Origin of the sequence: Arthrobacter sp. H35-D1 (assembly GCF_030063185.1) — a bacterium.
Taxonomy (GTDB): Bacteria; Actinomycetota; Actinomycetes; order Actinomycetales; family Micrococcaceae; genus Specibacter.
In genome coordinates this window covers 1-22,749 of record NZ_JASISP010000021.1, presented here as the reverse complement: position 1 = coordinate 22,749, position 22,749 = coordinate 1, and the positions used below count along the sequence as shown (strand labels likewise).

Annotated in this window: 22 protein-coding genes; 9 read left to right on the top strand and 13 right to left on the bottom strand. The window is 60.3% G+C overall.

What is annotated here, in order from left to right:
• Positions 1-113: 113 nt before the first annotated feature.
• Together QMG25_RS16345 and QMG25_RS16340 are read right to left on the bottom strand one after the other, a co-directional pair.
• Positions 114-1,145, bottom strand: coding sequence for an aldo/keto reductase (locus QMG25_RS16345; RefSeq protein WP_283462155.1), 1,032 nt, complete (start codon positions 1,143-1,145; stop codon positions 114-116).
• Between the two features lie 136 nt (positions 1,146-1,281).
• Entirely contained in the window at positions 1,282-2,286 is a 1,005-nt protein-coding gene (locus tag QMG25_RS16340) for an acyl-CoA thioesterase (protein ID WP_283462074.1), read from the bottom strand.
• 171 nt (positions 2,287-2,457) lie between these two features.
• On the opposite strand from QMG25_RS16340, the gene QMG25_RS16335 reads away from it, so the two are divergent.
• The gene (locus tag QMG25_RS16335; protein WP_283462073.1) at positions 2,458-3,282 is read left to right on the top strand and encodes a class I SAM-dependent methyltransferase; all 825 of its coding nucleotides are present in this window, start codon (positions 2,458-2,460) and stop codon (positions 3,280-3,282) included.
• A 112-nt stretch (positions 3,283-3,394) separates the two neighbouring features.
• Here QMG25_RS16335 and QMG25_RS16330 read toward each other — a convergent pair whose 3' ends face one another.
• Positions 3,395-5,524, bottom strand: coding sequence for a HelD family protein (locus QMG25_RS16330; RefSeq protein WP_283462072.1), 2,130 nt, complete (start codon positions 5,522-5,524; stop codon positions 3,395-3,397).
• Positions 5,525-5,781: 257 nt separating this feature from the next.
• Between QMG25_RS16330 and QMG25_RS16325 the strand changes: the two genes are divergently transcribed.
• The 4 genes from QMG25_RS16325 to QMG25_RS16310 all read left to right on the top strand — a co-directional run bounded on the left by QMG25_RS16325 (position 5,782) and on the right by QMG25_RS16310 (position 7,620).
• The gene (locus QMG25_RS16325) at positions 5,782-6,024 is read left to right on the top strand and encodes a type II toxin-antitoxin system Phd/YefM family antitoxin (RefSeq protein ID WP_502866432.1); all 243 of its coding nucleotides are present in this window, start codon (positions 5,782-5,784) and stop codon (positions 6,022-6,024) included.
• Positions 6,021-6,281, top strand: a complete 261-nt coding sequence (locus tag QMG25_RS16320; RefSeq protein ID WP_283462070.1) for a Txe/YoeB family addiction module toxin — start codon at positions 6,021-6,023, stop codon at positions 6,279-6,281. Before QMG25_RS16325 ends, QMG25_RS16320 begins: the two co-directional genes overlap by 4 nt.
• Positions 6,282-7,252: 971 nt before the next feature.
• Complete coding sequence (locus tag QMG25_RS20450) at positions 7,253-7,384, top strand: ribbon-helix-helix protein, CopG family (protein WP_349307154.1); 132 nt, start codon at positions 7,253-7,255, stop codon at positions 7,382-7,384.
• Positions 7,381-7,620: a hypothetical protein gene (locus QMG25_RS16310; protein WP_283462069.1), complete on the top strand. Its 240-nt coding sequence runs from the start codon at positions 7,381-7,383 to the stop codon at positions 7,618-7,620. The genes QMG25_RS20450 and QMG25_RS16310 overlap by 4 nt, the downstream gene beginning before the upstream one ends.
• A 159-nt stretch (positions 7,621-7,779) precedes the next feature.
• Here the strand turns inward: QMG25_RS16310 and QMG25_RS16305 are convergent, their stop codons facing one another.
• Positions 7,780-8,811 (bottom strand): PDDEXK nuclease domain-containing protein, encoded by a 1,032-nt coding sequence (locus tag QMG25_RS16305; RefSeq protein WP_283462068.1) that lies wholly within the window; start codon positions 8,809-8,811, stop codon positions 7,780-7,782.
• A gap of 756 nt (positions 8,812-9,567) precedes the next feature.
• On the opposite strand from QMG25_RS16305, the gene QMG25_RS16300 reads away from it, so the two are divergent.
• Together QMG25_RS16300 and QMG25_RS16295 are read left to right on the top strand one after the other, a co-directional pair.
• Positions 9,568-9,801, top strand: coding sequence for a hypothetical protein (locus QMG25_RS16300; RefSeq protein ID WP_283462066.1), 234 nt, complete (start codon positions 9,568-9,570; stop codon positions 9,799-9,801).
• A 59-nt stretch (positions 9,802-9,860) separates the two neighbouring features.
• Positions 9,861-10,490 carry a hypothetical protein gene (locus tag QMG25_RS16295; protein ID WP_283462065.1) on the top strand — a complete coding sequence of 210 codons (630 nt, stop codon included), beginning with the start codon at positions 9,861-9,863 and terminating at the stop codon, positions 10,488-10,490.
• Positions 10,491-10,572: 82 nt separating this feature from the next.
• Here QMG25_RS16295 and QMG25_RS16290 read toward each other — a convergent pair whose 3' ends face one another.
• Both QMG25_RS16290 and QMG25_RS16285 read right to left on the bottom strand, forming a co-directional pair.
• Positions 10,573-13,095: a polynucleotide kinase-phosphatase gene (locus tag QMG25_RS16290; protein WP_283462064.1), complete on the bottom strand. Its 2,523-nt coding sequence runs from the start codon at positions 13,093-13,095 to the stop codon at positions 10,573-10,575.
• Complete coding sequence (locus tag QMG25_RS16285) at positions 13,092-14,570, bottom strand: 3' terminal RNA ribose 2'-O-methyltransferase Hen1 (RefSeq protein WP_283462063.1); 1,479 nt, start codon at positions 14,568-14,570, stop codon at positions 13,092-13,094. Before QMG25_RS16285 ends, QMG25_RS16290 begins: the two co-directional genes overlap by 4 nt.
• 348 nt (positions 14,571-14,918) lie before the next feature.
• Between QMG25_RS16285 and QMG25_RS16280 the strand changes: the two genes are divergently transcribed.
• Entirely contained in the window at positions 14,919-15,674 is a 756-nt protein-coding gene (locus QMG25_RS16280; RefSeq protein WP_283462062.1) for an alpha/beta hydrolase family protein, read from the top strand.
• A gap of 42 nt (positions 15,675-15,716) precedes the next feature.
• Here QMG25_RS16280 and QMG25_RS16275 read toward each other — a convergent pair whose 3' ends face one another.
• The 6 genes from QMG25_RS16275 to QMG25_RS16250 form a co-directional block, all read right to left on the bottom strand.
• Positions 15,717-16,529 (bottom strand): PaaX family transcriptional regulator, encoded by an 813-nt coding sequence (locus tag QMG25_RS16275; protein ID WP_283462153.1) that lies wholly within the window; start codon positions 16,527-16,529, stop codon positions 15,717-15,719.
• Positions 16,530-16,546: 17 nt separating this feature from the next.
• Complete coding sequence (locus QMG25_RS16270) at positions 16,547-17,785, bottom strand: kynureninase (RefSeq protein ID WP_283462061.1); 1,239 nt, start codon at positions 17,783-17,785, stop codon at positions 16,547-16,549.
• A 36-nt stretch (positions 17,786-17,821) separates the two neighbouring features.
• Positions 17,822-18,691 (bottom strand): tryptophan 2,3-dioxygenase, encoded by an 870-nt coding sequence (gene kynA, locus QMG25_RS16265; protein ID WP_283462060.1) that lies wholly within the window; start codon positions 18,689-18,691, stop codon positions 17,822-17,824.
• A 973-nt stretch (positions 18,692-19,664) separates the two neighbouring features.
• Entirely contained in the window at positions 19,665-20,123 is a 459-nt protein-coding gene (locus QMG25_RS16260) for a hypothetical protein (RefSeq protein ID WP_283462059.1), read from the bottom strand.
• Between the two features lie 1,024 nt (positions 20,124-21,147).
• Positions 21,148-21,363: a hypothetical protein gene (locus tag QMG25_RS16255; protein WP_283462058.1), complete on the bottom strand. Its 216-nt coding sequence runs from the start codon at positions 21,361-21,363 to the stop codon at positions 21,148-21,150.
• Positions 21,364-21,554: 191 nt separating this feature from the next.
• On the bottom strand, positions 21,555-21,788 hold the full coding sequence (locus tag QMG25_RS16250) for a hypothetical protein (protein WP_283462057.1): 234 nt from the start codon (positions 21,786-21,788) through the stop codon (positions 21,555-21,557).
• Between the two features lie 73 nt (positions 21,789-21,861).
• Between QMG25_RS16250 and QMG25_RS16245 the strand changes: the two genes are divergently transcribed.
• Positions 21,862-22,239 (top strand): GNAT family N-acetyltransferase, encoded by a 378-nt coding sequence (locus tag QMG25_RS16245; RefSeq protein WP_283462056.1) that lies wholly within the window; start codon positions 21,862-21,864, stop codon positions 22,237-22,239.
• A 97-nt stretch (positions 22,240-22,336) separates the two neighbouring features.
• On the opposite strand, the gene QMG25_RS16240 is transcribed toward QMG25_RS16245, so the two are convergent.
• Positions 22,337-22,591, bottom strand: coding sequence for a hypothetical protein (locus QMG25_RS16240; protein WP_283462055.1), 255 nt, complete (start codon positions 22,589-22,591; stop codon positions 22,337-22,339).
• Between the last annotated feature and the right edge of the window lie 158 nt (positions 22,592-22,749).

Sequence of the window (22,749 nt, the reverse complement as noted above, 5' to 3'; positions counted from 1 at the left end):
TCCGTCGTGGTGCAGTGCCGCCAGGGCGCCCGCAGGTCCGCAACCCGGCGCGGACCTGCGCGGCACCCAAGGGACGTGAATCCCCAAAGCCAAGGGCCGCCGTCGTACTGGGGTTAGCGGCCGCCTTCTAGTTTGCGGCTGCGTTGGACTTGTGCCATGGGGCCGTAGGGGTAGATGCCCAGCCGGGGTTGGCTGACGTCCGTGAGCCGGCTGGTTTCTTCCTCGGAGAGTTCGAGCTGCGCGGCCGCAAGGTTGTCTGCCAGCTGTTCGGTGGTCCGGGCGCCGATAATCACCGAGGTGACGGCGGGGCGGTCGGCCAGCCAAGCCAGCGCCACCTGCGCCGCGCCTGTGTCGTGGGCCACAGCAATACTTTCCACAGCTCCGATAACCTCCCAGGTGTGCGGGTTGTCATTGCGTTCCTGCCAGGCCTCCATGCCGCGCGTGGGGTTCTCACCCAGGCGCGTGGCACCGGTTGGCGGGACGTCGCGCTTGTACTTCCCGCTCAGCCATCCGCCGCCCAGCGGCGACCACGGCAGCAGGCCGATCCCGGCATCCAGCGAGGCGGGCACTATTTCCGACTCGATTTCGCGCACCAGCAGGCTGTACTGGGGCTGCAGCGTCACGGGGGCATTCCAGCCGTGGGCCTTGGCAATGTGGACGGCCTTGGTCAGCTGCCAGCCCAGGAAATTGGAGAATCCGTAGTAGCCGATCTTGCCGCTGGCGACGGCGTCGTGCAGGAAACGCAGCGTCTCCTCGATCGGTGTGACGGGGTCCCACGCGTGCATTTGGTAGAGGTCGATCTGCTCGACGCCCAGGCGCCGGAGGGAGTTGTCCAAGGCGCGGGTCAGGTGGCGGCGGGAGGTTCCGACGTCGTTTGGCGACGTGCCCATGGGAAAACGCCCCTTGGTGGCGATCACCACCTGGTCGCGTTCATCCTTGTGCTTGGCGAGCCAGCGGCCGATGATCTCCTCCGACGTCCCGGCGCTGTAGACGTCCGCCGTGTCAATGAAGTTCCCGCCCGCGGCAAGGTAGCTGTCCAGGATGGCATGGGAGGTTTCCTCGGAGGCTTCGGCACCAAACGTCATGGTGCCCAGCGCGTAGTTGGAAACCACGGCGCCGCTGTTGCCCAGTGTGCGGTATTGCATGTTGCTCCCCGTTTCTTCGGTGGTGTTCACCTCAAGTCCCGGACAATTTTGGTCCGGGGCGTCGGTGCTGTTCCCACACTAGGGCGTGGACAGGCTGCGGTACATGGTGCGACGGAGACTTGGGCGGCCACTATGGCTAAGCGGAACCCACCATGTTGCCTGGAGTCGTCGTTGTTCTATCCGGCAGAAGATGGTTGGCGATCATGTTGCGGGGCATCTTGGCACGAATTTCCAGCAGCTCCCGGGCATGTGCGCGCAGGCGTTTGTCCTCCTCGGTCACGGGAACCCATGGCTGGACCGGCACCGAGTTGCCGGCACCGTCGCGCGCCACCATCACGGTCAGGCAGTACGTGGTGAGGTTCATCTCACGGCCCTTTGGATCTCCCGACCGTACGTGGACTGCGATGTGCATGCCCTTGGTTCCCGTGTAGACCAGCCGGGCCTCCACTTCCACCACGTGGCCGATCAGCAGCGGTCGGTAGAACCTCACGCCGCCGGAGAACACCGCGACGGTGTCACCGCCGCAGTAGCGTGATGCGCACACATAGGCGGCTTCATCGATCCACTTCATGACGATCCCGCCGTGAACCTTGCCACCCCAGTTCACGTCCGTGGGCGCGGCCATGAATCTCAGGACCACGCGCTCCGCGGTTCCGGCGTCGGTATATTCCTGGTCCTTCATGGCGGCTACGATCTCTTCGCGGACCTTGATCCGGGCCACGGCGTCCTCGTGCTGTTCAATCTCCTCCGGCGTGGTGGGCTCAACCGGTGCCACCGGGATGGGTTTGCCGTCTTCGCCCACGGCGACGAATATCACGGTGCACTGACTGCGCATCGTGGGGGTGCCGCCCTTCGGGTCGCCCGAGGACACCACGGTGCGGATGTGCATTGATGACCGCCCGGTGTAGACGATTCTCGCCTTCACCTCCACCATGTCCCCGCTATTGACGGGGTCGGCAAAGCGGATGTTGCCCACATAAGCAGTCACGCAATAGGACTTGGACCAGCCGACGGCGGCCGCGTACGCAGCCTTGTCCACCCACTCCAGCACCGTGCCGGCATCCACGGAGCCGCTGTGCCCGACGTCGGTGGGAGCAGCAAGGAAACGAAGGGTCACCGAACTGGCGGGAGTCTCAGACATGAAACGATTCTATTGAAGTGGCTGGCCATCAAAACTGGGGGAGGTCTCATACGCTGTTCCACCCGTCACAATCGCGATACCAGATGGTGGACCATGTCTGCGGCTGGCTTTTCGTGCTTGATGACGGTGCGAACGCTTCACGCCATGAAAACTGCGGCTTAAGCTTGAACCATGACGAAACGGCACGGGCACAGCCACGACGACTGGTTCGACATGGCCGAGGTCCTTGACCTCGATGCGGTGCTGTTGGACGAGCACTTCCAGCGGATTTTCGGCTGGGCCAAGGAACTGGTCGGGGATCCACGGACCATCGTGGATCTGGGCGCCGGCACAGGCGCCGGCACCTTTGGCTTGGCACGCACCTTCCCGAAGGCCACTGTGGTGGCAGTCGATCAATCGGAAAAGATGCTCGGCCAGTTGCAGGAGCACGCTGAAGGCCAGCAGCTGAACAGTCGGGTCTCCACCGTCCGGGCCGACCTTGATGAGCAATGGCCGGTGCTGGGCAAAGTTGATCTCATGTGGGCGGCCACCTCGATGCACCACTTCAAGGACTCCGCGAAGATCTTTGACAACATCCGCAAGTCGCTCGCTCCTGGTGGAGTACTGGTTCTGGTGGAAATGGTGGCACTGCCTCGCTACCTGCCGGTGGATCTTGGTTTCGGAGTCGCAGGCTTCGAGGAGCGCTGCCATGCGGCGACGGACAAGGCAGGCTTCAACGCCCACCCCGATTGGAGCGCGGACTTGGAAGCAGCGGGCTACACGGAATTGGGGCAACAAACATTCGACTATGCCCAGGCCAATGACCAGAAACGGCTCGCGCGCAGCACGGCCATGTCCCTTGCCCGGCTGCGCGCCCATTTGATCGACGGGTTGCGCGCCGAGGACCTAGCGACGCTTGACCAACTCCTGGATCCGGAATCGACGCGCGGGGTGGCACGCCGCAACGACCTCGTGATGCGCGGGAGCCACAAAGTATGGGCGGCACGACCCCGGTAGGGTGTAGCCGCCCGAACGTCTGGGCCAGGTTGGAGTGATGACGCCCTCCGGCCAGCCACGACGAATGGTGGGACAGAGGGCATGCGGTGGGTGACCGGCGTCGTGCGCCAAATTACTTCACCAGCAGTTGTCCCAACTCCTGGGTGCAACGGGTGAGCGCCACATAGAGTCCGTTCCAGCCCCGCGGCTGGGCGACGATGCCGGGTGCATCGACGAGCAGGGTGGCATCCCATTCCAGGCCCTTGGCATCGGTCGCGGAGAGAACCGGTGTCCCGGGCAGGGCCGTGCGCAAAGCTGACACGCGGTCAAGGGGAGCAATGACACCGACCATCCCGCCACTCCAGCGTGCTGAGAGCTCCTCGACGGCGCGTGCCGCCTCGGCGGCAAGGTCGCCTTCCTTGACATCTCGTTGCCATGGCTCAATGCCTGAAGCCCGGACGGCGCGAGGTGGTTCGTTGTGGCTTCCGGCGTTGCGGAGAACCGGCGCTGTCAGGGCCATGACTTCGAGCGGGGTGCGGTAACAGATGGTCAACTGTGCTTCGGTCCACCTTTCGCCGAAGGCTGCGCCAACAGCTTCTCCCCACGTTGTGTGCAGGTGTGGCGCTTCGGCCTGATCGATGTCGCCCACAGCGGTGATCGATCGGGTAGGGCAACGGCGCATGACCATTTGCCACTGCATCTCGGATAGCTCCTGCGCTTCGTCTATGACAACGTGCCCGTAGACCCAGTCGCGTTGTGTTGCAGCACGATCGACCAAAAATTCACCCTGCACCCTGTGTGGGAGTGCATCGCCCAACAAATCGGCCAAGGCGTCGAAGAGGGGCACATCGCTGCTCGCCCACGCCAGTGGTTCGTTGACGATTGCTTCTCTTTCGAGGTCTGTGAGCTCCGGTGTCCACTGGCGCAACAGTGCCTCGTCGCCAAGCAGCCGGTGCAGTTCGACCGTGGTGTCGCGTGTCGGCCACCAGCCTTGAATCGCCGCATCCACGTCAGTGTCGGCTTCGACCTTCTCGCGCAATAGCTCGATGTCTTCATCGCTGAGCACCCCGTCCACGTCGGCGCCGGTTGCGCCGCTGGTCGCAGCGCGATTGTCGGAGTGCGTCAATCGGGCATCGAAGTTGCTGAGCAGGTCCTCCAGGCCCTCCTCCACCTGGGTCAGCGTTTCTTCGCTGCGGGCGACTATTGCATCGGTGAGCAGATCGTGAACCTGTTGGGTGAAGACCGCGCGCGCCGCATGGTAAGACCGTCCCGAAGTTGCCGACGCGATGGCCCTGGCGATCCGTCGTTCATCAAGTGTGTACTTATCGCCTTCCCATGCCAGTTCGAGGTCTGCAGGCTGCGGGAGAAGCGATGCACAATACCGGGAGAGTGCCTGTTGCCAGAGCGCTCGCCCCTTGATCTCGGCCACATCGCGCTGCTCGGTGCGCTCCACCTCGATTCCGGGCACTAAAGTGTCGCAGGTCGCCGAGACGATGGCGGTCTCCCCAAGCGCCGGCAGTACCTGAGCAATGTAGTCCAGGAAACGTGGTGACGGGCCGATCACCAAGACGCCCTGCGCGGCCAGCTGGGGATAAGTGAAAAGCAGGTACGCCACACGGTGGAGGGCCACCACGGTTTTCCCGGTGCCCGGGCCGCCTTGCACCACCAGCGGGCCCCGGGAGTCGGCGCGAACCACGTCGTCTTGCTCGCGTTGCAGGGTTGCCGCCGCCGTGCTCATGTGGCCGGTGCGCCGCTCTCCAAGAGCGGAAAGCAGGGCGCCCTCACCAACCAGCTCACTCGCCCCGGAACCATCGAGCGGCTCGTCGTCAAAGCTGATGACTTCGCGACCCCGGGTACGTATGTGACGACGTCGCGCCTGTCCTTGGGGGTCTACCGGCGTTGCGGTGTAAAAGGCTCGTGCTGCCGGTGCGCGCCAGTCAATGACCAGCGGATCGTCGTCGTCTCCGGAGCTGGGTATGCCGACGCGTCCCAGATGGCGGACTGTGGCATCGAGGGAGTCGAGCCGTCCGAAGATCAGGCCCTGCTCTGCGTGTTTCAGTTCTGCGCGGCGGCGGATCAGCATGCGCATCCTGGCCTGCTCAACTGCGTCCTCCGCCGGGGTGGCGAGTTCGGCCTCGAGATGTTGGAGGATACTGTCGCGACGGCCGAAGGCCTCGTCGAGGATGAGCTGTTCTTCCGCTGCGGCTCCTGCGATCGCAGTGGAGTCGTCCATAACAAGGGTGGTCACGTTATTTTGGGGCACTGACACTCTTTCAATACGTAGTACGGTCTTCGCTGCGAGTTAACACCACCCCCTACCGAAATATTCCAACTGCCGTAATTCCCTTGCGATCGTGGTTTCGCCAAGGCCGCCGGCGGGCTCGTGCTTCGAAGGGAAGACCCAAGTCCGACGGCGTGATCCGACTGCAGTGGCCTGTGGAGCAGTCATGTACCTCTTGCGGGACATCAATCAACGTCGTACAATAAGTTGTACGTCAAGAAGGGAACATCATGCGCACAATGACTTACTCAGAGTCCCGAGCAAACTACGCTGCGACGCTGTCCGCTGTGGTCGATGACCGCGAGGAAGTCATCATCACTCGCGCGGGTCACGAACCAGTGGTCATCGTCTCGCTAGATGATTATGAGTCATTGAAAGAAACCGCGTATCTGTTGAAATCCCCTACGAATGCCAGGCGACTCCTCGGTGCAATAGAACGGCTCGAATCTGGTGAGGGCGTCGAGCACGACATCACAGAATGAAGTTGGTCTGGGACGAGGACGCATGGGACGACTATGAGTGGTGGCAGACACAGGATCGTAAGGTCCTCAAACGCATCAACATCCTGCTGCGGGATATCGCACGAAACGGAAACGAAGGCATCGGAAAGCCGGAACCGTTGAAGCACGGTTTTCATGGCTACTGGTCACGACGAATCACCGACGAACATCGGCTCGTGTACAAAATTGACATTGATGAAATTCGCATTGCCGGATGCCGATATCACTACGGTCACTAATACATAGCGGCAGTCCCGCGTGCGGAACGGTCTGCGGGACACTTGCTCCTCAAATATTGAAATCGGTACGAATCGCAGGTGTAGCTATCCGCGGGATTCTTTGCAGGGCTATTGGCGTCCTTGTGGTCGTGTTCAGTGGCGTAGCTGAGTTTTGTTAATTTCCCAGACCCGTTAGGGACGTCGAGCTCGAACCTACGCTGGCTGATCACCTTGAAGCTCCGATGGAGAAGGCTCCGGCGAGTTCCTGTGCCGCTGGTAAAGCCGCCAGTTGTGGGCGGCAAGAAGGAGATCTCCATTGGTACGCGAAATCTCGTGACCTCATAACCGAAATACTGGACCAGATCCTCACAGCCACCAACGTAAATTGGCGGACGAACAGGGTTCGTCGATTCGGTTGGAATAGACCGACATATTGTAGGGACAGTCTCGTAGGTAGACCTTGGCGCGATTTGGCACCCACAGCCCCATAGTTCATGGCATCAGCCTACGCCGTGGCACGGGTGGCGGCATCGCCCGTTCGTCGTGATCGAATGCGGAACCTTTAACGGCACGAGGGAGCTAGTCGTTGTTGCCTCGTGATGCTGGGGCAGTCTTAGTGTTGGGACTCTCGTGTCAGCGGTTACAGGTCAGCGGTTTGCGACGACGTCGAAGACCTCGCGCCCATGCAAACGGCTTCACGGAAGACGGCTCAGGGTCAAAGCTGCTCTGGTGCATGGGCAAGTTTTTCAATGAGGGATTCCAGATGTTATGTCACGGGCTGACTCTGGCGTACCGGCTCGCTGGATACTCTGGCTCCGCCAGGGGATTCGTATTACGATAGTACTCATGGAACGAAAACTACACGGCAGCCAGTCTCGGAGGCCGAGATCGACCAGTGGGTCGAGGAAGCCGAGGCAGGCTACGACGTCGAAGACCTCAAGGCCCGCATGGGGCGCCCCGCCAGGGGTGCAACCGCTTCGCAGGTCGTGCCCGTGCGCTTGACCACCGAGGAGCTTGCTGCAGTCATGGAACGCGCTGAGCGCGAGCACCTGAACCGCTCCGAGGCGTTCCGCGCTGCGCTGTCGAGCTGGGCGCACACAGACAACACGCTTACCAGCTCATGATCGTTCGCGGCTCCGCGCACAAGCACGGAATCGGCGATGAGGACGGGATAGAGGCAGCCTCTTGGCCGCTCCGGGAGGTGCCGCTGGATGATGAAGATCCGCGGCGTTTCCTTCGTCTGGGATTTGATACCCGAAGCAGGCTGTTGGAACTCGTGGTGCTGGTCTGGGATGACGGGACCGACGAACTCATCCATGCGATGAAGTGCCGGCCGCAGTACCTATCGATGCTCGACTGACGGCAACAGTTGGCGAGTATACCAACTCGTGTCCGGCTGGCCATAAGCAACGCGTCATAGGGGAACGCTGAGTGGGACGGTCGAGGCTTCGCTCTTCATTGCTGGTCATGTAGCAGCAGGGTTTCTAGCCGGGTGCTTTGTCCCCGCGCTCAGGATTGCTCATTCCGGGAGGGTATCGAGGGCTGCGGTGAGCTGTTCCTCTGGTGGGAGTATCGCACGATCCTCGCTGGTGAGCTGATCATAGGTGTAAGCGGCCACAGCCATGGGTGAGGTGGAACGTCCCAGAGCGTATCGAACGGTGTGATCGTTCTTGCTGCCGCAGATGAGAATTCCGACTGTCGGCTCGTGAGCTTGGCGTCGTAGTTTGTCATCGACCAACGCGACATAGAAATTCAGTTTCCCGGCGAATTCGGGTTGGAACTTCCCTGTTTTTAGTTCGATGACGAAGTAGCGCAGCTGCTCGACATGGAAGAACAAGAGATCGATGTAAAAGTCATCTCCGTCCACTTCCATATGAACTTGGCGGCCGACGAAGGCGAATCCTGGGCCCAATTCCCGCAGTGTCTCCACGATGCGGTCCATGAGCGCCTGTTCCAAGTCTCTTTCTGCCACCTCGCCGGAGAGCCCCAGAAACTCAAAGGCATAAGGGTCCTTGGCCACTTGTTGTGCCAGTTCCGAGTCCACGGCAGCCAAATGTTGCGTGAAGTTAGACGGCGCGGTCCCCGTGCGTTCCATGGAACGATTCATCATCATGTTCAGCAGGACATTGCGGGACCAGCCGAATTCCACGGCGGCGGCTGCATACCAATCACGCGCTTGAGGGGTTTCTGCCTTGTCCAGAATGGTGCGGATGTGTCCCCACGGCAATTGCGCCACAAGCTGTGGCACATTTGACTCAGGTCCCCAAGCGCTGGCCATGGTCCGCATGTACTGCAGGTTGCGTTGGGAAAAACCCTTCATCAGAGGAAACTCGGTGCGCAGGTCCTCAGCCAAACGGCGGATGACGCCGGCACCCCATCCTTGGTTGTCTTGATGCGCAAGTATTTGCTGCCCAACGCCCCAGTACAGGCTAATGAGTTCCGAATTGACTCTGCGCTGGGCGGTAATCCTTGCTTCACGGACCCGATCCTTCAGCGATGCCAGCACCTGGGCATAGTCTTCGGGAAGAGGGGAAAGGTCGCCGGATCTCATCAATCAAGACTACCCAACGCCTCTTGATTCAAACATTCACTTGCTCCCGGCCCACCTCCAGTATGTTCTAGCAGTCAAACTTCTAGGTGTAGAGGCCAGTCGCGTCATGCCCACTGGGGAACCCTCTGTGGGAAAAGGATTAAGTGGTGGCAGTTTGGGGTGATAATTCATGGCACTAGATTGGTCCCGGCCAGCGGGTCCACGAGTCATCACCTTCTTAAATGATCGAAGGTAGCAGGCTGTGCATTTTGTGCACTCGACTTCTGAAAATGACAACGGGAGTCGCTCAAAGCGATCCTGAATTCCAGCGAACGGGGCGGACTGTCCACAATCAGCCGCCCGGACCGGGCGCCGGCGGCCGTGGTCCATGGTGAGAGCCTGCGCCGCTATCTCGCGTTGACGGTAGTGCCGAATATTCAGGTCGTGAACGAGGATGGGGCGTGGGCTGTCTTTATGCCCGGGCAGTCGTTTGCTGCGGAGGCCACGGAACTGGGGGGAGGCCCTGGCGGACTATGTGGACGCATTGCGGGAGTATGCCCAAGATTGGGAAGACCATTTACATGCCGCGCCCAACCATCGGATGAATTGGGCATTGGTCCAGCTTGTTGGTCTCTCCACGGATGGGCAGTTGACCACTTGGCTCACCGGTTCCGTGGCGTGAGCGTACGCCTCCTCGGTGGACGGGATGACCACGAGAAGTTCTGTGTGAGAGAACAGTGGGAATTAGTCTGGAACCATATTCTCCAGGACCAGCTCATGGTTGGAGATGATGAGTTTTGGGCTTGCGTTGAGGACGGAGTCATACCTGCACGCGGTGCTGTGCCAGTGTCTGCTGCGACGCTTCCCCTTGCACTGGTCTGGCAGCTCACCCATACCGCTGGCATTGATGAACACATCGTTGCCGCGATGACAAAGGCGCAGGCTGTGCAGGCCATCAACGACTACTGGATGTCACAAGGGAACGAGTCTGGCTCTTGGCCGATCCTGTGAGATAGAAATAGGAATCAGCCTTCGGGTCCCGTGGGCGAATTCAACCGAAGAGTGGATGAGTGACCCTACCGCAGCGCAGCGAGCAGCTCAACGAAATATTTGCCTGCGAGGACAAACCGAACCGCCCGCGGCAACGAATAACTCATGTCCCCGAAACCCGTCGGCGGACACGGAAATTTCAGGTGCACCAGTCCCGGGGCGCCACGATCTCGATCGGCAAAGCCATGGCAACGGAAACCAAACCCACAAATTACCGCTCCAGCATGAACCGCAACCCACTGTTTGGCAGCCCAGTCAAGCACCCGCTGCGGGTACTTCCTGTGATCGCTTTGGCAGTGGCAGGTGCAGCACATATTCCCGTCATTCCAACCCATCTCCATGAAGCGCCGTACATCGGGGTCTTGTTCATAGTCCTCACTGCTGCCAGCTTTGTCCTCGCAACTGTGCTTGCCCTCCACGACGTCCCAGCGGCCTACTTCGGCACCGCCGCCGTAATGGGGCTGGCCATCCTTGGCTACGTCATCTCCCGCACCATTGGGCTGCCGCAAATAGGCGACGACATTGGCAACTGGCTTGAACCCCTCGGAGTCGTGGCAGTCATCGTGGAGGCAACAGCCTGCTTGAGTGCGGTAGCCATCGGATTCAAGGCCCGGCATCAGGCAGGCACCCATGCCCTCAGCGCTCGATAGCCCAACAAGAACCTCAACTGCACAGGCACCTGAATGAAATACGCCGTGTGCACACCGCCCCGTGAGGGTACCCCTGTCCCAACTACAACCGGGGGTCCAGGGGCTCGGATTCCAGCGCAAGGACTCCAAAGACCATTTGATGGATCTTCCACAGTGGTGCTCCCGCAGACGTCAGCCGCAAGGCTTCAAGCCCCAGAATGTACTCATGCAGGGCACGATTGCGCTTCTTGTCCGTGGCACGCTGACGCAGGCGTTCCAGATTGACTTCCTCCAAGTAGTCCGGGCCATAGATCAACCGCAAATATTCCTTGCCGCGAACCTTGATACCCGGTTGCACCCAGCCGCGCTTCGCCTTGGTCAGGTTCTGCCACGGCTTGACCACCATGCCTTCGGAACCAGCAGCTGTTGCCTCTTCCCACCAGCGCACCGCGGTCTCCAAATCCTTGTCCTGGCTCAGATCCACACGGAGGTACCGGGTTGGGGCAAAGAGGTTGGGTCCCACCGCAGCGAGCCTGTCGCTGATTTCCAAGTGCCACCCGTGGTCCCGGGTCTCAAAGCTCCGGCCTTCGGCAGCCAGTACTTGAAAAGCGGCGAAACGCAGCTCGTCGGCGGAACCTACATAACGCCTGTAGGAGTCCCGGAAGGCCTTGGCGTTCGACTGACGAGTACGGGTACGCGCGAGCAGGTCCTGGACGTCAATGCCAGTGTTGGCCGTACAATCCAACACCGCCACGGCGGCATCGGTTGCTGCAATGGCTGCGGCGCCCACGGAGGCGTAAGTTTCTTTGATCAATGGCTCTGCCTTCAGCGACCACGGCATCAACTCGCCATCGAGAATCAGCCAATCGCTGCCCAGCTCGTCCCACAGCCCGGCGCGTTCCGCGGCTTCGTGGGCCTGCAACAGGACCCGGCGTTCATGCTCAGCTTCCAGAAACTGACGCCCGGTGCGGGTATGCAGCACACCCAGCCAGTCTTCGGGCGCGTCGAATCGTCCGGGGTTTCGAGACAGCAGCATCACCGCGCGTGAGCCCATGTGCTTCTCCTCGCAGACCAGCTGCGTCACGCCTTGGCGCCGGAAGTAGGCAAACGCTTCGTCCGGGTGCTCCAAATAACCGGGCTGGGATGAGGACTCGGACGGGGACATGGTGGGCGGCAGATAGCACAGCCACCGCGGGTCTATGGCAAATCGGCTCATGGTTTCCAATGCACCGGCAGCCTGGGCCTCGTTGATCCTTACCGTCCCCAGACCCTCGGACCTCAAGTGCAGCGAGCCTGAGACGTCCTCGATGGAGAGAACACCGGGCTCGCGTTCCGGACCGCGCGGGGATTCAAGCGGCCTTCCAGGTTCGCAGTACTGCTTTGGGGCCCGGACTTGGACCACCTCGCGTTCGGGATACCGCATGGCACTCAGTGCACCGCCGAATACGCAGCCGGTATCCAAGCAAGCGGTGTTATTGATCCAGGCCACCTCGGTGACGGGCGTGTGTCCGTAGAGCACCATCGCGTCCCCGCGGTACTCGTTGGCCCAAGGGTGGCGCACCGGCAGGCCGTAATCGTCGATTTCTCCGGTCACCTGCCCAAACAGGGCAAAGGCACGCACCCGTTTGGAGGCCCGGCCATGGTACTGCTGAATCAGCCCTGCGTGGGCGATCACCAGCTTGCCGTCATCCAGCACCATGTGGGAAACCAACCGGTCGCAGAAGTCGGCTACCTTGCGGCCAAATCCTTCCTCCTGCTCGGCCAGCTGGGCCAGTGTTGCGTCCAGCCCGTGGGTCAGGGCAACCTTGCGCCCGCGCAACGCGCGCACCAGCTTGTCCTCATGGTTGCCCGGCACACACAGGGCGTGGCCATTGCCCACCATGCCCATGGCGAGCCGCAATACACCGGCCGAGTCAGGACCGCGGTCCACCAGGTCTCCCACGAAAATCACCCGGCGCTCTTGGGGATGTGCGGCATCCGTGGCACGGCCGGCTTCATCATGGCCCACTGTGTAACCGAGTTCCTCAAGCAGCAGCAACAGCTCATCCAGGCAGCCGTGGACATCCCCGATCACGTCGAACGGCCCATGCTCGTCGCGGAAGTCATTGAGCAGCTTGTGTCGGTGGATCTCCACGCCGTCGACTTCTTCCTGCGAGGACAACACATGTACACGGAGGAAACCCTCCCGGCGCATTCCACGCAGGGACTTGACCAGCTGCCGGTGTTGGCGGTCAATCACCGTGGGTGCGACCGTCCGGGCGCCACGGCCCTCATTGCGTTCCAGGCACAGCTTCAGCGGCACATCCAGCACAATCGCCGAAACCAACACGTCCTGCGCCCGGGCCACGTCCACTAATTTCTGCCGGGCGGAGGGCTGGACATTGGTGGCATCCACCACTGTCAGCAGGCCGGCTTCCAAGCGCTTGGTGGCCACGAAGTTCAAGGCCTCGAAAGCCGCCGGGGTCACGGATTGGTCCGTCACATCGTTGCCCACCAGCCCCCGGAAGTAATCGCTGGAGAGCACCTCGAAGTCACCAAAGTGCCTCGCCGCGAAGCTGGACTTGCCCGAACCGGAAACACCGACCAGCAGCACCAGCCCGACCTCCGGGATCTGAATCTCGCTCATGCTCCTGCCTTTCGGAAGATTGCCATCTGGGTGGGGGCGCCGGAGCTCAGGGAAGTTTCACCCACGGGGCGGTACTCGACGCCGTAGCCATGGCGTTCTGCCACCCCTTCCGCCCATTGGGTGAACTCGGCCCGCGTCCATTCGAATCGGTGGTCATCATGCCGCATGCCTCCATGGGCCAGCGCCGGATACAAGTGGTTGTACTCGGAGTTCGGGGTGGTCACGATCACGTTGGCCGGCGCGGCCCCGGCAAATATCGAATCCTCCAGCGCGGAAAGCCTGCTTGGTTCGATATGTTCAATGACCTCCATCAACACGGCCGCATCAAAGCCCGCGATCCGTTCGTCGCGGTACAGCACGGAGCTGTGCAGCAACGTGATCCGAGCCCTGTCGGTGTCAGCGAGCTCATCCACGTTCATGACGCGGGCGGCTTGTTCCAGCGACCGGGCTGATACATCCGTGCCGAGGATTCGTGTGAAGAAGCCATCCTTTCGCATCCGGCGCAGCAAAGCACCCGACCCCGAGCCCACATCCACCACCTGCCGGGCACCGCAATCCTTCAGCGCCGTCAGGACCGCCTCCGCACGTTGCACGCGCAACGGCTGTACTGACGCACCAGCCGACGCACCAGGGGAAGGGGGCAGCGGCGTCGTGCTTTCAACGGACGCAGTTGATTCTCCGGCAATGCGTGTATCGGCCGCAGCCACCAAATCTTTTTGGTGGGCCAGATACCGGTGGGAGATCAAGGCGCGTTCGGGATGCCCGGGCAGCCAGCCCTCGCCTTGACGCACCAATTTCTCGGCCTCGTCATCACTGACCCAATAGTGCTTGCTGTCGTCCAGTACCGGCAGCAGAACATAAAGCTGACGCAGGGCCACATGCAAGGGCGCCGACCCGGTGAGCACCAGACTGCTGTAGCGCGAGTCCTCCCACAAGGGGTACATCTCGTCCAGGGCGATGGGCCGCTGCTCGATGGTCCAGCCCAAGGGGGCGAACAAGCGCTCGGCCAGATCGTGCCCGTCACGGCCGCGGGTGGAGATCACCGGCACAACAAGTCGCAGCGGCAGCGGGGTGTCGGCCAACTCCGGGTAGGCCTCGCTGGTGGGCGTCATGGCGTTTCGCAGCACCCTGCCCAGGGCCACGGCCAACAGGCTGGAGGCCGTGTACGGTCTGTCATTGATGTAGTAGTCCAGCACACCGTTGTCGCCACGGAAGCGCTTGTTGCGGACCAAACCGATGGCATCAACCTCCAACAGCAGGACCGCCGTGGTTCGTTGCGGGGAATACTCCGGGTAAAACACGTGGGCATTGCCCACCGGCAACTCAAAAGTTTGCAAGCGCCCGGGGTGCTTGCGCAGTAGATGGGACAAAGCCGTGGCATCGATGGGGGAATCAGCCCCCGGCTCGAGGGTGATGCTGATCAGCAACGTCTCACCTTCCATGAGTCTGCGCGCGGCAGGTTTTCCACCACGCATTGTGAACCACGTTACTGCAGGGAGTTGTCCGCGCAACTCCGGCCGTGACTACATGTCCGTAAACGACCCCCGTTCGCCAAGGTGGCCCAGTACCGCCATCGAGGCCGGCTGTGCTCCCACACAGACTGCTGGGAAGTGGGAAGAACGACGGCGGTTGCGTCACCGTCAAACTGGCAAGCGTTGCACGTGGTCTTCGATGCCACCCGCAGGCCCATGCTGTTGAGCTTGTCATGGGGAGCCAGTCGGTAATGTGGGTGCAGGCGGCACACGGTAGGCGCCGGAGAACCCCCACTTGCATGGCTTCGGCGGTGCAGTGGCCACCACAGCTGACAGAAAGGTGAATTGCCCATGACCGTTCCCATCCCGGCGATTGATGAGCCGGAGATCGTGCGCTACGGGGCAGCCGACCCGCAGTTCGTGGAGCTCTGGACGCCACACGTTGAAACCCCGAAAGGGTACGCCATCCTCATCCACGGCGGGTATTGGCGGGCAATGTGGGACGCCACGCTCATGCATTCCCTGGCCCATGATCTGTTGGCGCGCGGTTGGGCCGTGGCGAACATCGAATACCGAAGCGTGGGCAATGGCGGCGGCTGGCCCATCACGCTCGACGACGTCCTGGCTGGCATCCGGTGCGCCAAGGACGCGCGCCCGCAGTGGTGCTCCGCGGGGGCAGTGGTAACCGTGGGCCATTCCGTGGGTGGTCAGCTGGCGCTTTTGGCCGCTCACCTTGCCGACGCCGTCGTGGCTCTTGCACCGGTGACCGACGTGCGGCGCGTCGACGCTGAAGAACTGGATGACAACGCCGCGCTCGGATTCATGGGCGGACACTTTGCTGATATGCAGGACGCCTACAACCTTGCCTCACCGATCTGCCGGGTCCCCATTGAAAAGCCGCTGCTCGTCATCCACGGCACTGTTGATGAACATGTCCCGGAAGTCCACTCGGAGGACTTTGTGGCAGCGGCAGTGGCCGCGGGCGACGTCGTGGATTTCCGGCAGACCCCGGACTTGTTCCACATGGAGGCGATAGACCCGGCCGCGCCGCATTGGGACAACGCAGTTCCTTGGATGGAGCGGCGTCTTTGGATGGAGCAGCGCTGAGCTGCCCGGAGCGGCGTCCTTGACGATGGCACATGTGCAGTTCTAGCGCGGCGCGGTGACGGAGGCCACGAACGCCTTGCTGGCCGGTGCATGGGATTTGCTGATCCGCTGGAATATGGCAACGCCCGCTCCGCCCGGCCAATCGGAGGGCAGGCAGTCGGTGGGCAATCCCGGGTCGAGGTAGGGGATCATGCGCCAACGATCAATCAAGTTCACATAGGTGGCAAACGCCTGCGGGGCGGCGTCCACCCCACCCTGGGGGAGTTGTTCGGTGAACTTGATGAAGTCCAGGTACAGGGTCGCGATGGCATCAAGGTCCCACCAACCGGCGACCACATCGCGCAGCTCCCCAATAACATGGGGGCGCGAGGTGGTGAACAACACCGCCCGCTCGCCTAAGCCCAAAGACTCCAGGATCTCCGCAACTTCCTTGCGCAGATAGTCCGGGGCAACCCACAGGCCGGGGGAGACCATCCCGCACCCGATCCAATGCAACTGCCGGCGCAACTGATGCCGGCGTTCGCGTTCGGACTCTGGCAGCGAAAAGGAGATGAGGCACCATGGATCGTGGGCGTCCATGGACCGAGGAGCATGGATGCGTCTGTCTCCACGCTCCAGCATCCGTGCCGCACGGGAATCCAGCTCATACCCAGCCATCCCATCACGTGCCGCTGAAACCACCACGGCCTTTTTTCGCAGCCGCGTCAAGGCAGTACGTGTCAGGGTTGCTGGGATATCCATGGCCTGCATCAGCTCAACCAGGGCGCTGGAGGCCATCCAGCCCCCTGTCTCCCTTAGGTACAAACCTATGACTGTGCGCAACAAGGAAGTGGTGCTTCCGGGCCTGGAGTCCATGTCATCAAGAACCGCCGTCACTGCAGGGATACCAAGACATCCCGGATTGCCTCGATGCCCACCTGTACCTCCGCAAAGCTGGTGCTCAGCGGCGAAAGGCCAATGCGCAGCCCATATGGCGGACGGAAGTCCGGGATCACTCCCTGCTCCCACAGCCGAGCTGTGACATCGGCGAAAAGCGGGTGGTTCACGCTCACATGGGATCCGCGTTGCGAAGGATCCCGGGGGCTGGCGATTTCCACGCCGAGCGGCACCAGGAGCTCCTCTGCCAGGGCAAGGGCATGCTCGGTGAGTGCGATGGATTTCTCCCGTATGGCAACCATGCCGACGTCGGCAATCAGCTCGGCCATGTCCTTGAGCGGCTGCATGGCCAGGATGGGGGGAGTGCCGGTAATGAACCGCCGGACGTTGTCAGCCGGCTCAAAGTTGGCGGACATCCCGAAAGGATCCGCCGCGCCCATCCAGCCCCAGATCGGCTGCCGCAGTCGGGATACCAACGAGCTGTTGATGTAGGCCAGCGCGGGGGCGCCGGGACCTCCGTTGAGGTACTTGTAGGTGCAGCCCACGGCAAGGTCCACGCCCCAGGCGTCCAGCTCCATGGGGACGGAACCGATGGAATGGCTAAGATCCCACACGATCAATCCCCCGGCGTCCTTGACCAGACGGGTGATCGCCGGTGCATCGGAAAGAAACCCCGAGCGGTAGGCAACATGGCTGAGCAGGACCACTGCAGTGCGGGGCCCGACGGCGGCTGCAACATCCGCTGGTGTGACACCTGTTGTGGGATCCGGATCTATCCAGACGATCTCCGCGTCGCGCTCGGCGGCGATGCCCTCAACGATGAAGCGGTCGGTGGGGAAGTTGTCCCGGTCAATGACGATCTGGTTGCGACCCGGCTGTCCTTCCAGTCCCGCGCGCAGCAACTTGTAAAGCAGCACCGACGTCGAATCCCCAATAAAGGTTTGTCCCGGTGCTGCACCCAGAACAACTTCGCCGAGCCGGTCGCCGAGCGTGGTGGGCTCGTCCATCCACTTCTCGTCCCAGGACCTGATCAGGCCGGTGCCCCAATCTCCCTGGACAAAAGCAGCGAGATTGCCGGCTGTTACACGCAGCGGCCGCCCGAGTGAGTTGCCGTCAAGATAGGCGACGACGGAGCCGGCCTCGGGTTCCACAAAGCGCTCGCGGTAGGGGGCCAGCCTGTCATTGGCATCAAGCTGTGCGCTGGTGGGAAGGGAAACGTCTGTGTTCCTGGTCATCGGGGTGTCCTTCGTGAGACGGGGCAAGGGGTGGGGCTATTTGCCGATTTCGGTGCGGACCGCGAAAAGTTCGGGGAAAAACGTGAGGTCCAGGGCTCGCTTGAGGAAATCCACGCCCGAGGAGCCTCCGGTGCCGGTCTTGAAACCGATGATCCGCTTGACCACGCTCATGTGGCGGAACCGCCAGGCTTGGAAGTTGTCTTCAAGGTCCACCAGATCCTCACAAGCTTGGTAGAAGCTCCACTGGGTCGTGTCCGACTCATAGATTTCCATGAACACAGGGATCAGCGATTCGTGGCAAACCCACGCTTCGCTGACGTCCCGCTGAAGAATGCTGACTGGAATTGCATAGCCGGCCCGGGCCAGTGCGTGCAGGAATGCGTCGTAGACGGTGGGCTCCTCCAAGAGTGTGGAGAGCAGTTTATGGGCCTCGGGGTCAGATTCAAAGACCTTGAGCATGCCGCGGTGCTTGTTGCCCAAGATGAACTCAACAGCCCTGTATTGGAAGGACTGGAATCCGGAAGACGATCCCAGGACTCCACGGAATTGAGCGTACTCACGTGGGGTGAGTGTGGCCAGTACCGACCACTGCTCGGTGAGGGTCTTCTGGATGTGCTTGACCCGGGCAAGGCACTTCAGGGCTTTGCCAATTTCGTCCTTCTCCATCAAGCGGCGGCATTCGTTGAGCTCGTGGAGGACAAGCTTGAGCCAGAGCTCGCTGGTTTGGTGCTGGATGATGAAGAGCATTTCATCGTGATGCTCGGGGGAGCTCGCAGGGTGCTGTGATGAGAGCAGGCGATCCAGATTCAGGTAGCTTCCGTAGGACATGGTGTTGCGGAAGTCCGTGTGCATCGTGCCTTCGATTTCGCGGACACCTTCGGGGGGCTCTGCATGGGGACAGCTCATGCACCGACTATATCAATATACAGACGGACGTCAATAGAGTGAAAGTAGTGGCTGGGATGCTGCGACTGAGATGGATTGGCCAGGAGATTCTCGTTTAGCGCCGGTGATCCATCTTGCAGTGAGTTTCGCTGTGCAGATGTGCACGGCTTGGGACATTGAATTGATCGGCGGATGCTTCTTCGCGAGAGGTAAAACTGGAGACTGATCCTTGCCTCCGGAACCCGTCATTGTAGTTTCTGCGGCAAGGGCCCGCCCCACAGGCACGTGTGCAGATGGGGGGATCCCATAGCTGCGTCCATGGAATCGCCGAGGTGCACGAGTCGATGGACGGTAGCAGGCAACCCTGAGTTGCTGCTCATGGAGCCCAGTTTCTGGTTCCAGCGGCTGGGTAAGCCGAGACCATCGTCACCCGATGCCAAGCTGCCACGGGAGCTGGCGGCTAAGCTCCACCGTTGTCAGTTGTGCGGCGGATGGCAAGTTCACATTCTTTTCAAAGTCATGCAGCCCCGCGAGCGGGAAAATTATGGAATCTACTGCTCTCGGCCCGAGTCTCAAAAGGACAAATAAGATGAAAACCATGGATTCTCGGATTATTCAAGTCCGTTCGCGGAAGGAAGACGAATAGGCAACTCTTATAGACGCAGCGGGGAACTGAATCGGGACAAGCCCCGATGGGGGCTTTAGACGGTTCGTAATTGCATGAGGTAACCGATCGTAAGAGGCGTTCCTTATGCCATGGACGGATGTCTAACCCACGCCCAACAGAAAGTCATCTTCTGCAACTTGAAATTTGTAAACCTTTGTCAAAATACCCACTGCGTGCAGGACTGTCGATCTTTTTAGAGGACTATTCTAAGCCGTCAACGACGTTAGCTCTTGATTGGTAATGGGAGACAATTATGGCTACAGGAGTCTAGTGCCAGACAAAAATGTCCCACACTAGACTCCTGGGGCCTATGAATCCCATGCTAGTTCACAAAATGGTTTCGGTTTCTGTCATCGAAACCGCCCATGTCTGGTTGACACTTGAATCAATGCTCAGCACATAGGACTCCACTGTGCTCACCTCAAACTGGTTGCTGGAAGGCACTACGTCACCTTCCAGGCATGGCAGTTCATATTCCCCTACGCCGGAGATCTTGATCAAAATGGTCCCGGGTCCAGCACATGTCAGATAGACGTTGATAAACTTGGAGCGGGTAGGAAAAGATCCCACCGTGTTGGAAGTCGATTGGTTATCCATCGATGCGACGATCTTTTCTCCAGATGGAGAGTAATGGGTCACATCTGAAGGTGCTGATGGGCTGGAGGGCAAAGAGGTGTGCGCAGTTGGCGTCGGCGCCGGTGCGGGTTGAGAGTCTGCGGGGGTACAACTAGTCAGGACCGCCACCAAGATGGCTCCCGCAGCAACCGACGTTGCTGTTCTAGCCATTCCAGACCTTCCATCCCACAGACGTTGGCGCGTCAAGGAATCCTGTGCTGGTAACCACCTTGACGCAGTTGTTGTTGGAAAAATAGGTGCGAATCCCCGTCTTCCACTTGCTGGTGCCAATCTGAGCGTATGTAGTCTTCTTGGCAGGCACTGTCGCAGAGACAGTCAGCGAATTTGAATACGAAACGCTGGCACTGATACTGGTGCTGACTGATGCTTTCGCCGAAATGATGGCACCGTTGACTCCACCTTCGATGGTTCCGCTAACGCTCGCTGAGACTGTACCACTGGTCGTGTTTTGGAACGATTTCTGGATAGGGGCCGTGGAGTTATTGATTGAGTGGTACTGGGGCCCAAGCGTTTCGTAGTAGTTGCTCTTAGAGGTCACTTCCCGGTACCGAAGCGATGAATTGCACGCGCCATACGGTGTCACCGCCCCATCAGTGATGGCCTGAGAGGAGTTTGCCGGCTGCGGAGCGGGTGTTTCTGTGGCCTGAGCCGATGGGGCCAAGAACAAAATTGCCATTCCCAAAGTGCCGACTCCTGCAACAAGCCGACCAGTTGATTTTCGCAATTTATTCACCACTGTCGATTCGAAGGGATAGTAGTATTTGGATAGCTTTCTTGATATCCCCAAGTAAACCCAACACTGCTCGTGGGTATGTGTGCAAGTCAAGTAGATTGCCTAAACTTGTCCCTTCGGATAGGTCCTGCTGAGGTGAGGGCTCGTGACCTGTCCTTTCCGACAAATATTGTTGCGATCATTGTTTACAGGTTCATGCATGACATGTCATGGTGCTCAGCGTCGGTCCCATAGCTGCTCCACAGATAGGAGTTCAAGAAGGCTTGACGCCGCCGGTTTATGAATCGCGAACAGGTTTTACTCTCCACTCGAATGTCCCTCGAAATAGAATTCCGCCAGAATGATAAGTATTTTGTTATTGACTGATGGATTGACCCTTGCATGATTTGGGGCACCTGCCCTCTGGGTATGACGATTTATTCCTTGTAATGAGGAGCCCAGTTATTTGATGGCGTATTTGAGGCGTAGGTCGGCGCCAGGATGCCTGGATGCCAGGATGCCTGGATGACGGGTTTCGGTGGTTGTGAGGCGTCGGCAGAGTCCGGCAACGGCTGCGGTTTTGGCGTTGGTGTGCAGCGGGTCAAGGGCGATGTCCATCGCGGTGTTGCAGGCGACCATGCGGATGCCGGTGTGGGTCAGCTTGATCCAGGAGTCCATCTCTTCCTGCCCGGGGCTTGGCTGCTTCGACTTTGTGGTCCGACTTGGCTTTGGCCGGATTCGGCGCCATTCGGTCGGCGTCGTCATCGGTGCTGGCGTAGGAGTTGTGGGAGTCCAGCTCGACGTGCATGCGGGCGCAACGGAACTGATTCTCCTGCCTCCACCACCGGTCGCCGCCACGGACCACGTCTTCAGTTCACCATGGTCAACGGGGTGGGAGACCTCGGTGAACAGCCGCTGCGGTCGAAGCCCACCAACACCTGTCGTTCATCCCCGACCGTCTTACGTAGTTCGGGCAGGAGCAGGTGCAGCTCGGCGGCCAGGGACGCCCCGGGTTCGGCCATGACCACAAACACGGGGACACCGGGGCTTGCGTGGATTGCGCCTGAGAGATGCGTCAGAGCTTGCCCCGCGTATTCGCGCAAACCTGGGCACTTATCTTTCCGGAACCAGGTTCACCCCGAGGAGTACTAGACCGAGGCATGGCAAGCTTCCGATATGTCTCGTCGCTTTGTTGCCGTGCAAGCTGACGATGGGTTTTCCTTTGGGTTGTTTGCTGGCGAAACCGTTGTTGGTCGATTCAACGTGGCCGCGGTTGTGCGCGACCCTTTCCAAAGTGGAGTTCTGAGTTACTGGTTGGACAGCAAATACGCAGGTCGCGGGCTTGTCTCAGCTGCGGCACGGGTGGTTGTCGGAAGAGCGCGCGAGGAAGTCGAGTTGCACTGTATTGAGGCAACTGCTTTGCTGCACAATGTTGGATCGCAGCGAGTTCTGCTGAAGGCCGGTTTTCTACAGATTGGTATGGCGCCTCGATGCCTACAAATCGCTGGGAAATGGCAAGGCCACAGCCTGTATCAAATTGCCCTGCACGAGTAAGGCACTTGGTTCTGCTCTTTGCGGCTTGCGGGTCGGTAGGCGGAATTAAGCGCCCAGGCGCGAGAGATATTGAGGGATGCGGGGAGTACTGCCCTGCTCAGTTGTCGCGGGCGTAAGCTTCAACTTCTGCGAAGAACCGTTCGTTCTGAATCCCTATGTTGAGCGAGTTGCGACTGTCGTTGTAGGTCAAATCAATATCGATGCCGTTGACGTTCCACATCTTCCGTAGGCCTCTTTGCCCGTGCCATGGAATGGCGGGCTCGCCGTAGTGGTTCGTCAGTTGACAGAGAATGGCGTCGAAGCATTGAGTTGCCTCGGGATCCGGCGGCGCGGAATCCAGTCGGAGCTGCAAATAGACTGATTCTATGAGCCCGTCCTTTTCCGGCTCTTCAGAATGCAGAGTGTAGTCGGGGTTGCTCTGTGATGATTCCGGGTGCAGCGTTGATTGGGTAGAGGTGAGGGCCTTGGTAGAGAATCAGATTGTCTAAGATCTCGTTCTCTACAGCAAGG

Bases quoted from the DNA above. Each gene is read 5' to 3' on its own strand.
- QMG25_RS16320 (WP_283462070.1), top strand. From the start codon at position 6,021: ATGAAGTTGGTCTGGGACGAGGACGCATGGGACGACTATGAGTGGTGG.
- QMG25_RS16300 (WP_283462066.1), top strand. From the start codon at position 9,568: ATGGTTGGAGATGATGAGTTTTGGGCTTGCGTTGAGGACGGAGTCATA.
- QMG25_RS16305 (WP_283462068.1), bottom strand. From the start codon at position 8,811: ATGAGATCCGGCGACCTTTCCCCTCTTCCCGAAGACTATGCCCAGGTG.
- QMG25_RS16255 (WP_283462058.1), bottom strand. From the start codon at position 21,363: ATGGACTCCTGGATCAAGCTGACCCACACCGGCATCCGCATGGTCGCC.
- QMG25_RS16275 (WP_283462153.1), bottom strand. From the start codon at position 16,529: ATGGACTCCAGGCCCGGAAGCACCACTTCCTTGTTGCGCACAGTCATA.
- QMG25_RS16285 (WP_283462063.1), bottom strand. From the start codon at position 14,570: ATGCGTGGTGGAAAACCTGCCGCGCGCAGACTCATGGAAGGTGAGACG.
- QMG25_RS16290 (WP_283462064.1), bottom strand. From the start codon at position 13,095: ATGAGCGAGATTCAGATCCCGGAGGTCGGGCTGGTGCTGCTGGTCGGT.
- QMG25_RS16325 (WP_502866432.1), top strand. From the start codon at position 5,782: ATGACTTACTCAGAGTCCCGAGCAAACTACGCTGCGACGCTGTCCGCT.
- QMG25_RS16345 (WP_283462155.1), bottom strand. From the start codon at position 1,145: ATGCAATACCGCACACTGGGCAACAGCGGCGCCGTGGTTTCCAACTAC.
- QMG25_RS16340 (WP_283462074.1), bottom strand. From the start codon at position 2,286: ATGTCTGAGACTCCCGCCAGTTCGGTGACCCTTCGTTTCCTTGCTGCT.
- QMG25_RS16245 (WP_283462056.1), top strand. From the start codon at position 21,862: ATGTCTCGTCGCTTTGTTGCCGTGCAAGCTGACGATGGGTTTTCCTTT.
- QMG25_RS16260 (WP_283462059.1), bottom strand. From the start codon at position 20,123: ATGGCTAGAACAGCAACGTCGGTTGCTGCGGGAGCCATCTTGGTGGCG.
- QMG25_RS16280 (WP_283462062.1), top strand. From the start codon at position 14,919: ATGACCGTTCCCATCCCGGCGATTGATGAGCCGGAGATCGTGCGCTAC.
- QMG25_RS16335 (WP_283462073.1), top strand. From the start codon at position 2,458: ATGACGAAACGGCACGGGCACAGCCACGACGACTGGTTCGACATGGCC.
- kynA (WP_283462060.1), bottom strand. From the start codon at position 18,691: ATGAGCTGTCCCCATGCAGAGCCCCCCGAAGGTGTCCGCGAAATCGAA.
- QMG25_RS16310 (WP_283462069.1), top strand. From the start codon at position 7,381: ATGATCGTTCGCGGCTCCGCGCACAAGCACGGAATCGGCGATGAGGAC.
- QMG25_RS16270 (WP_283462061.1), bottom strand. From the start codon at position 17,785: ATGACCAGGAACACAGACGTTTCCCTTCCCACCAGCGCACAGCTTGAT.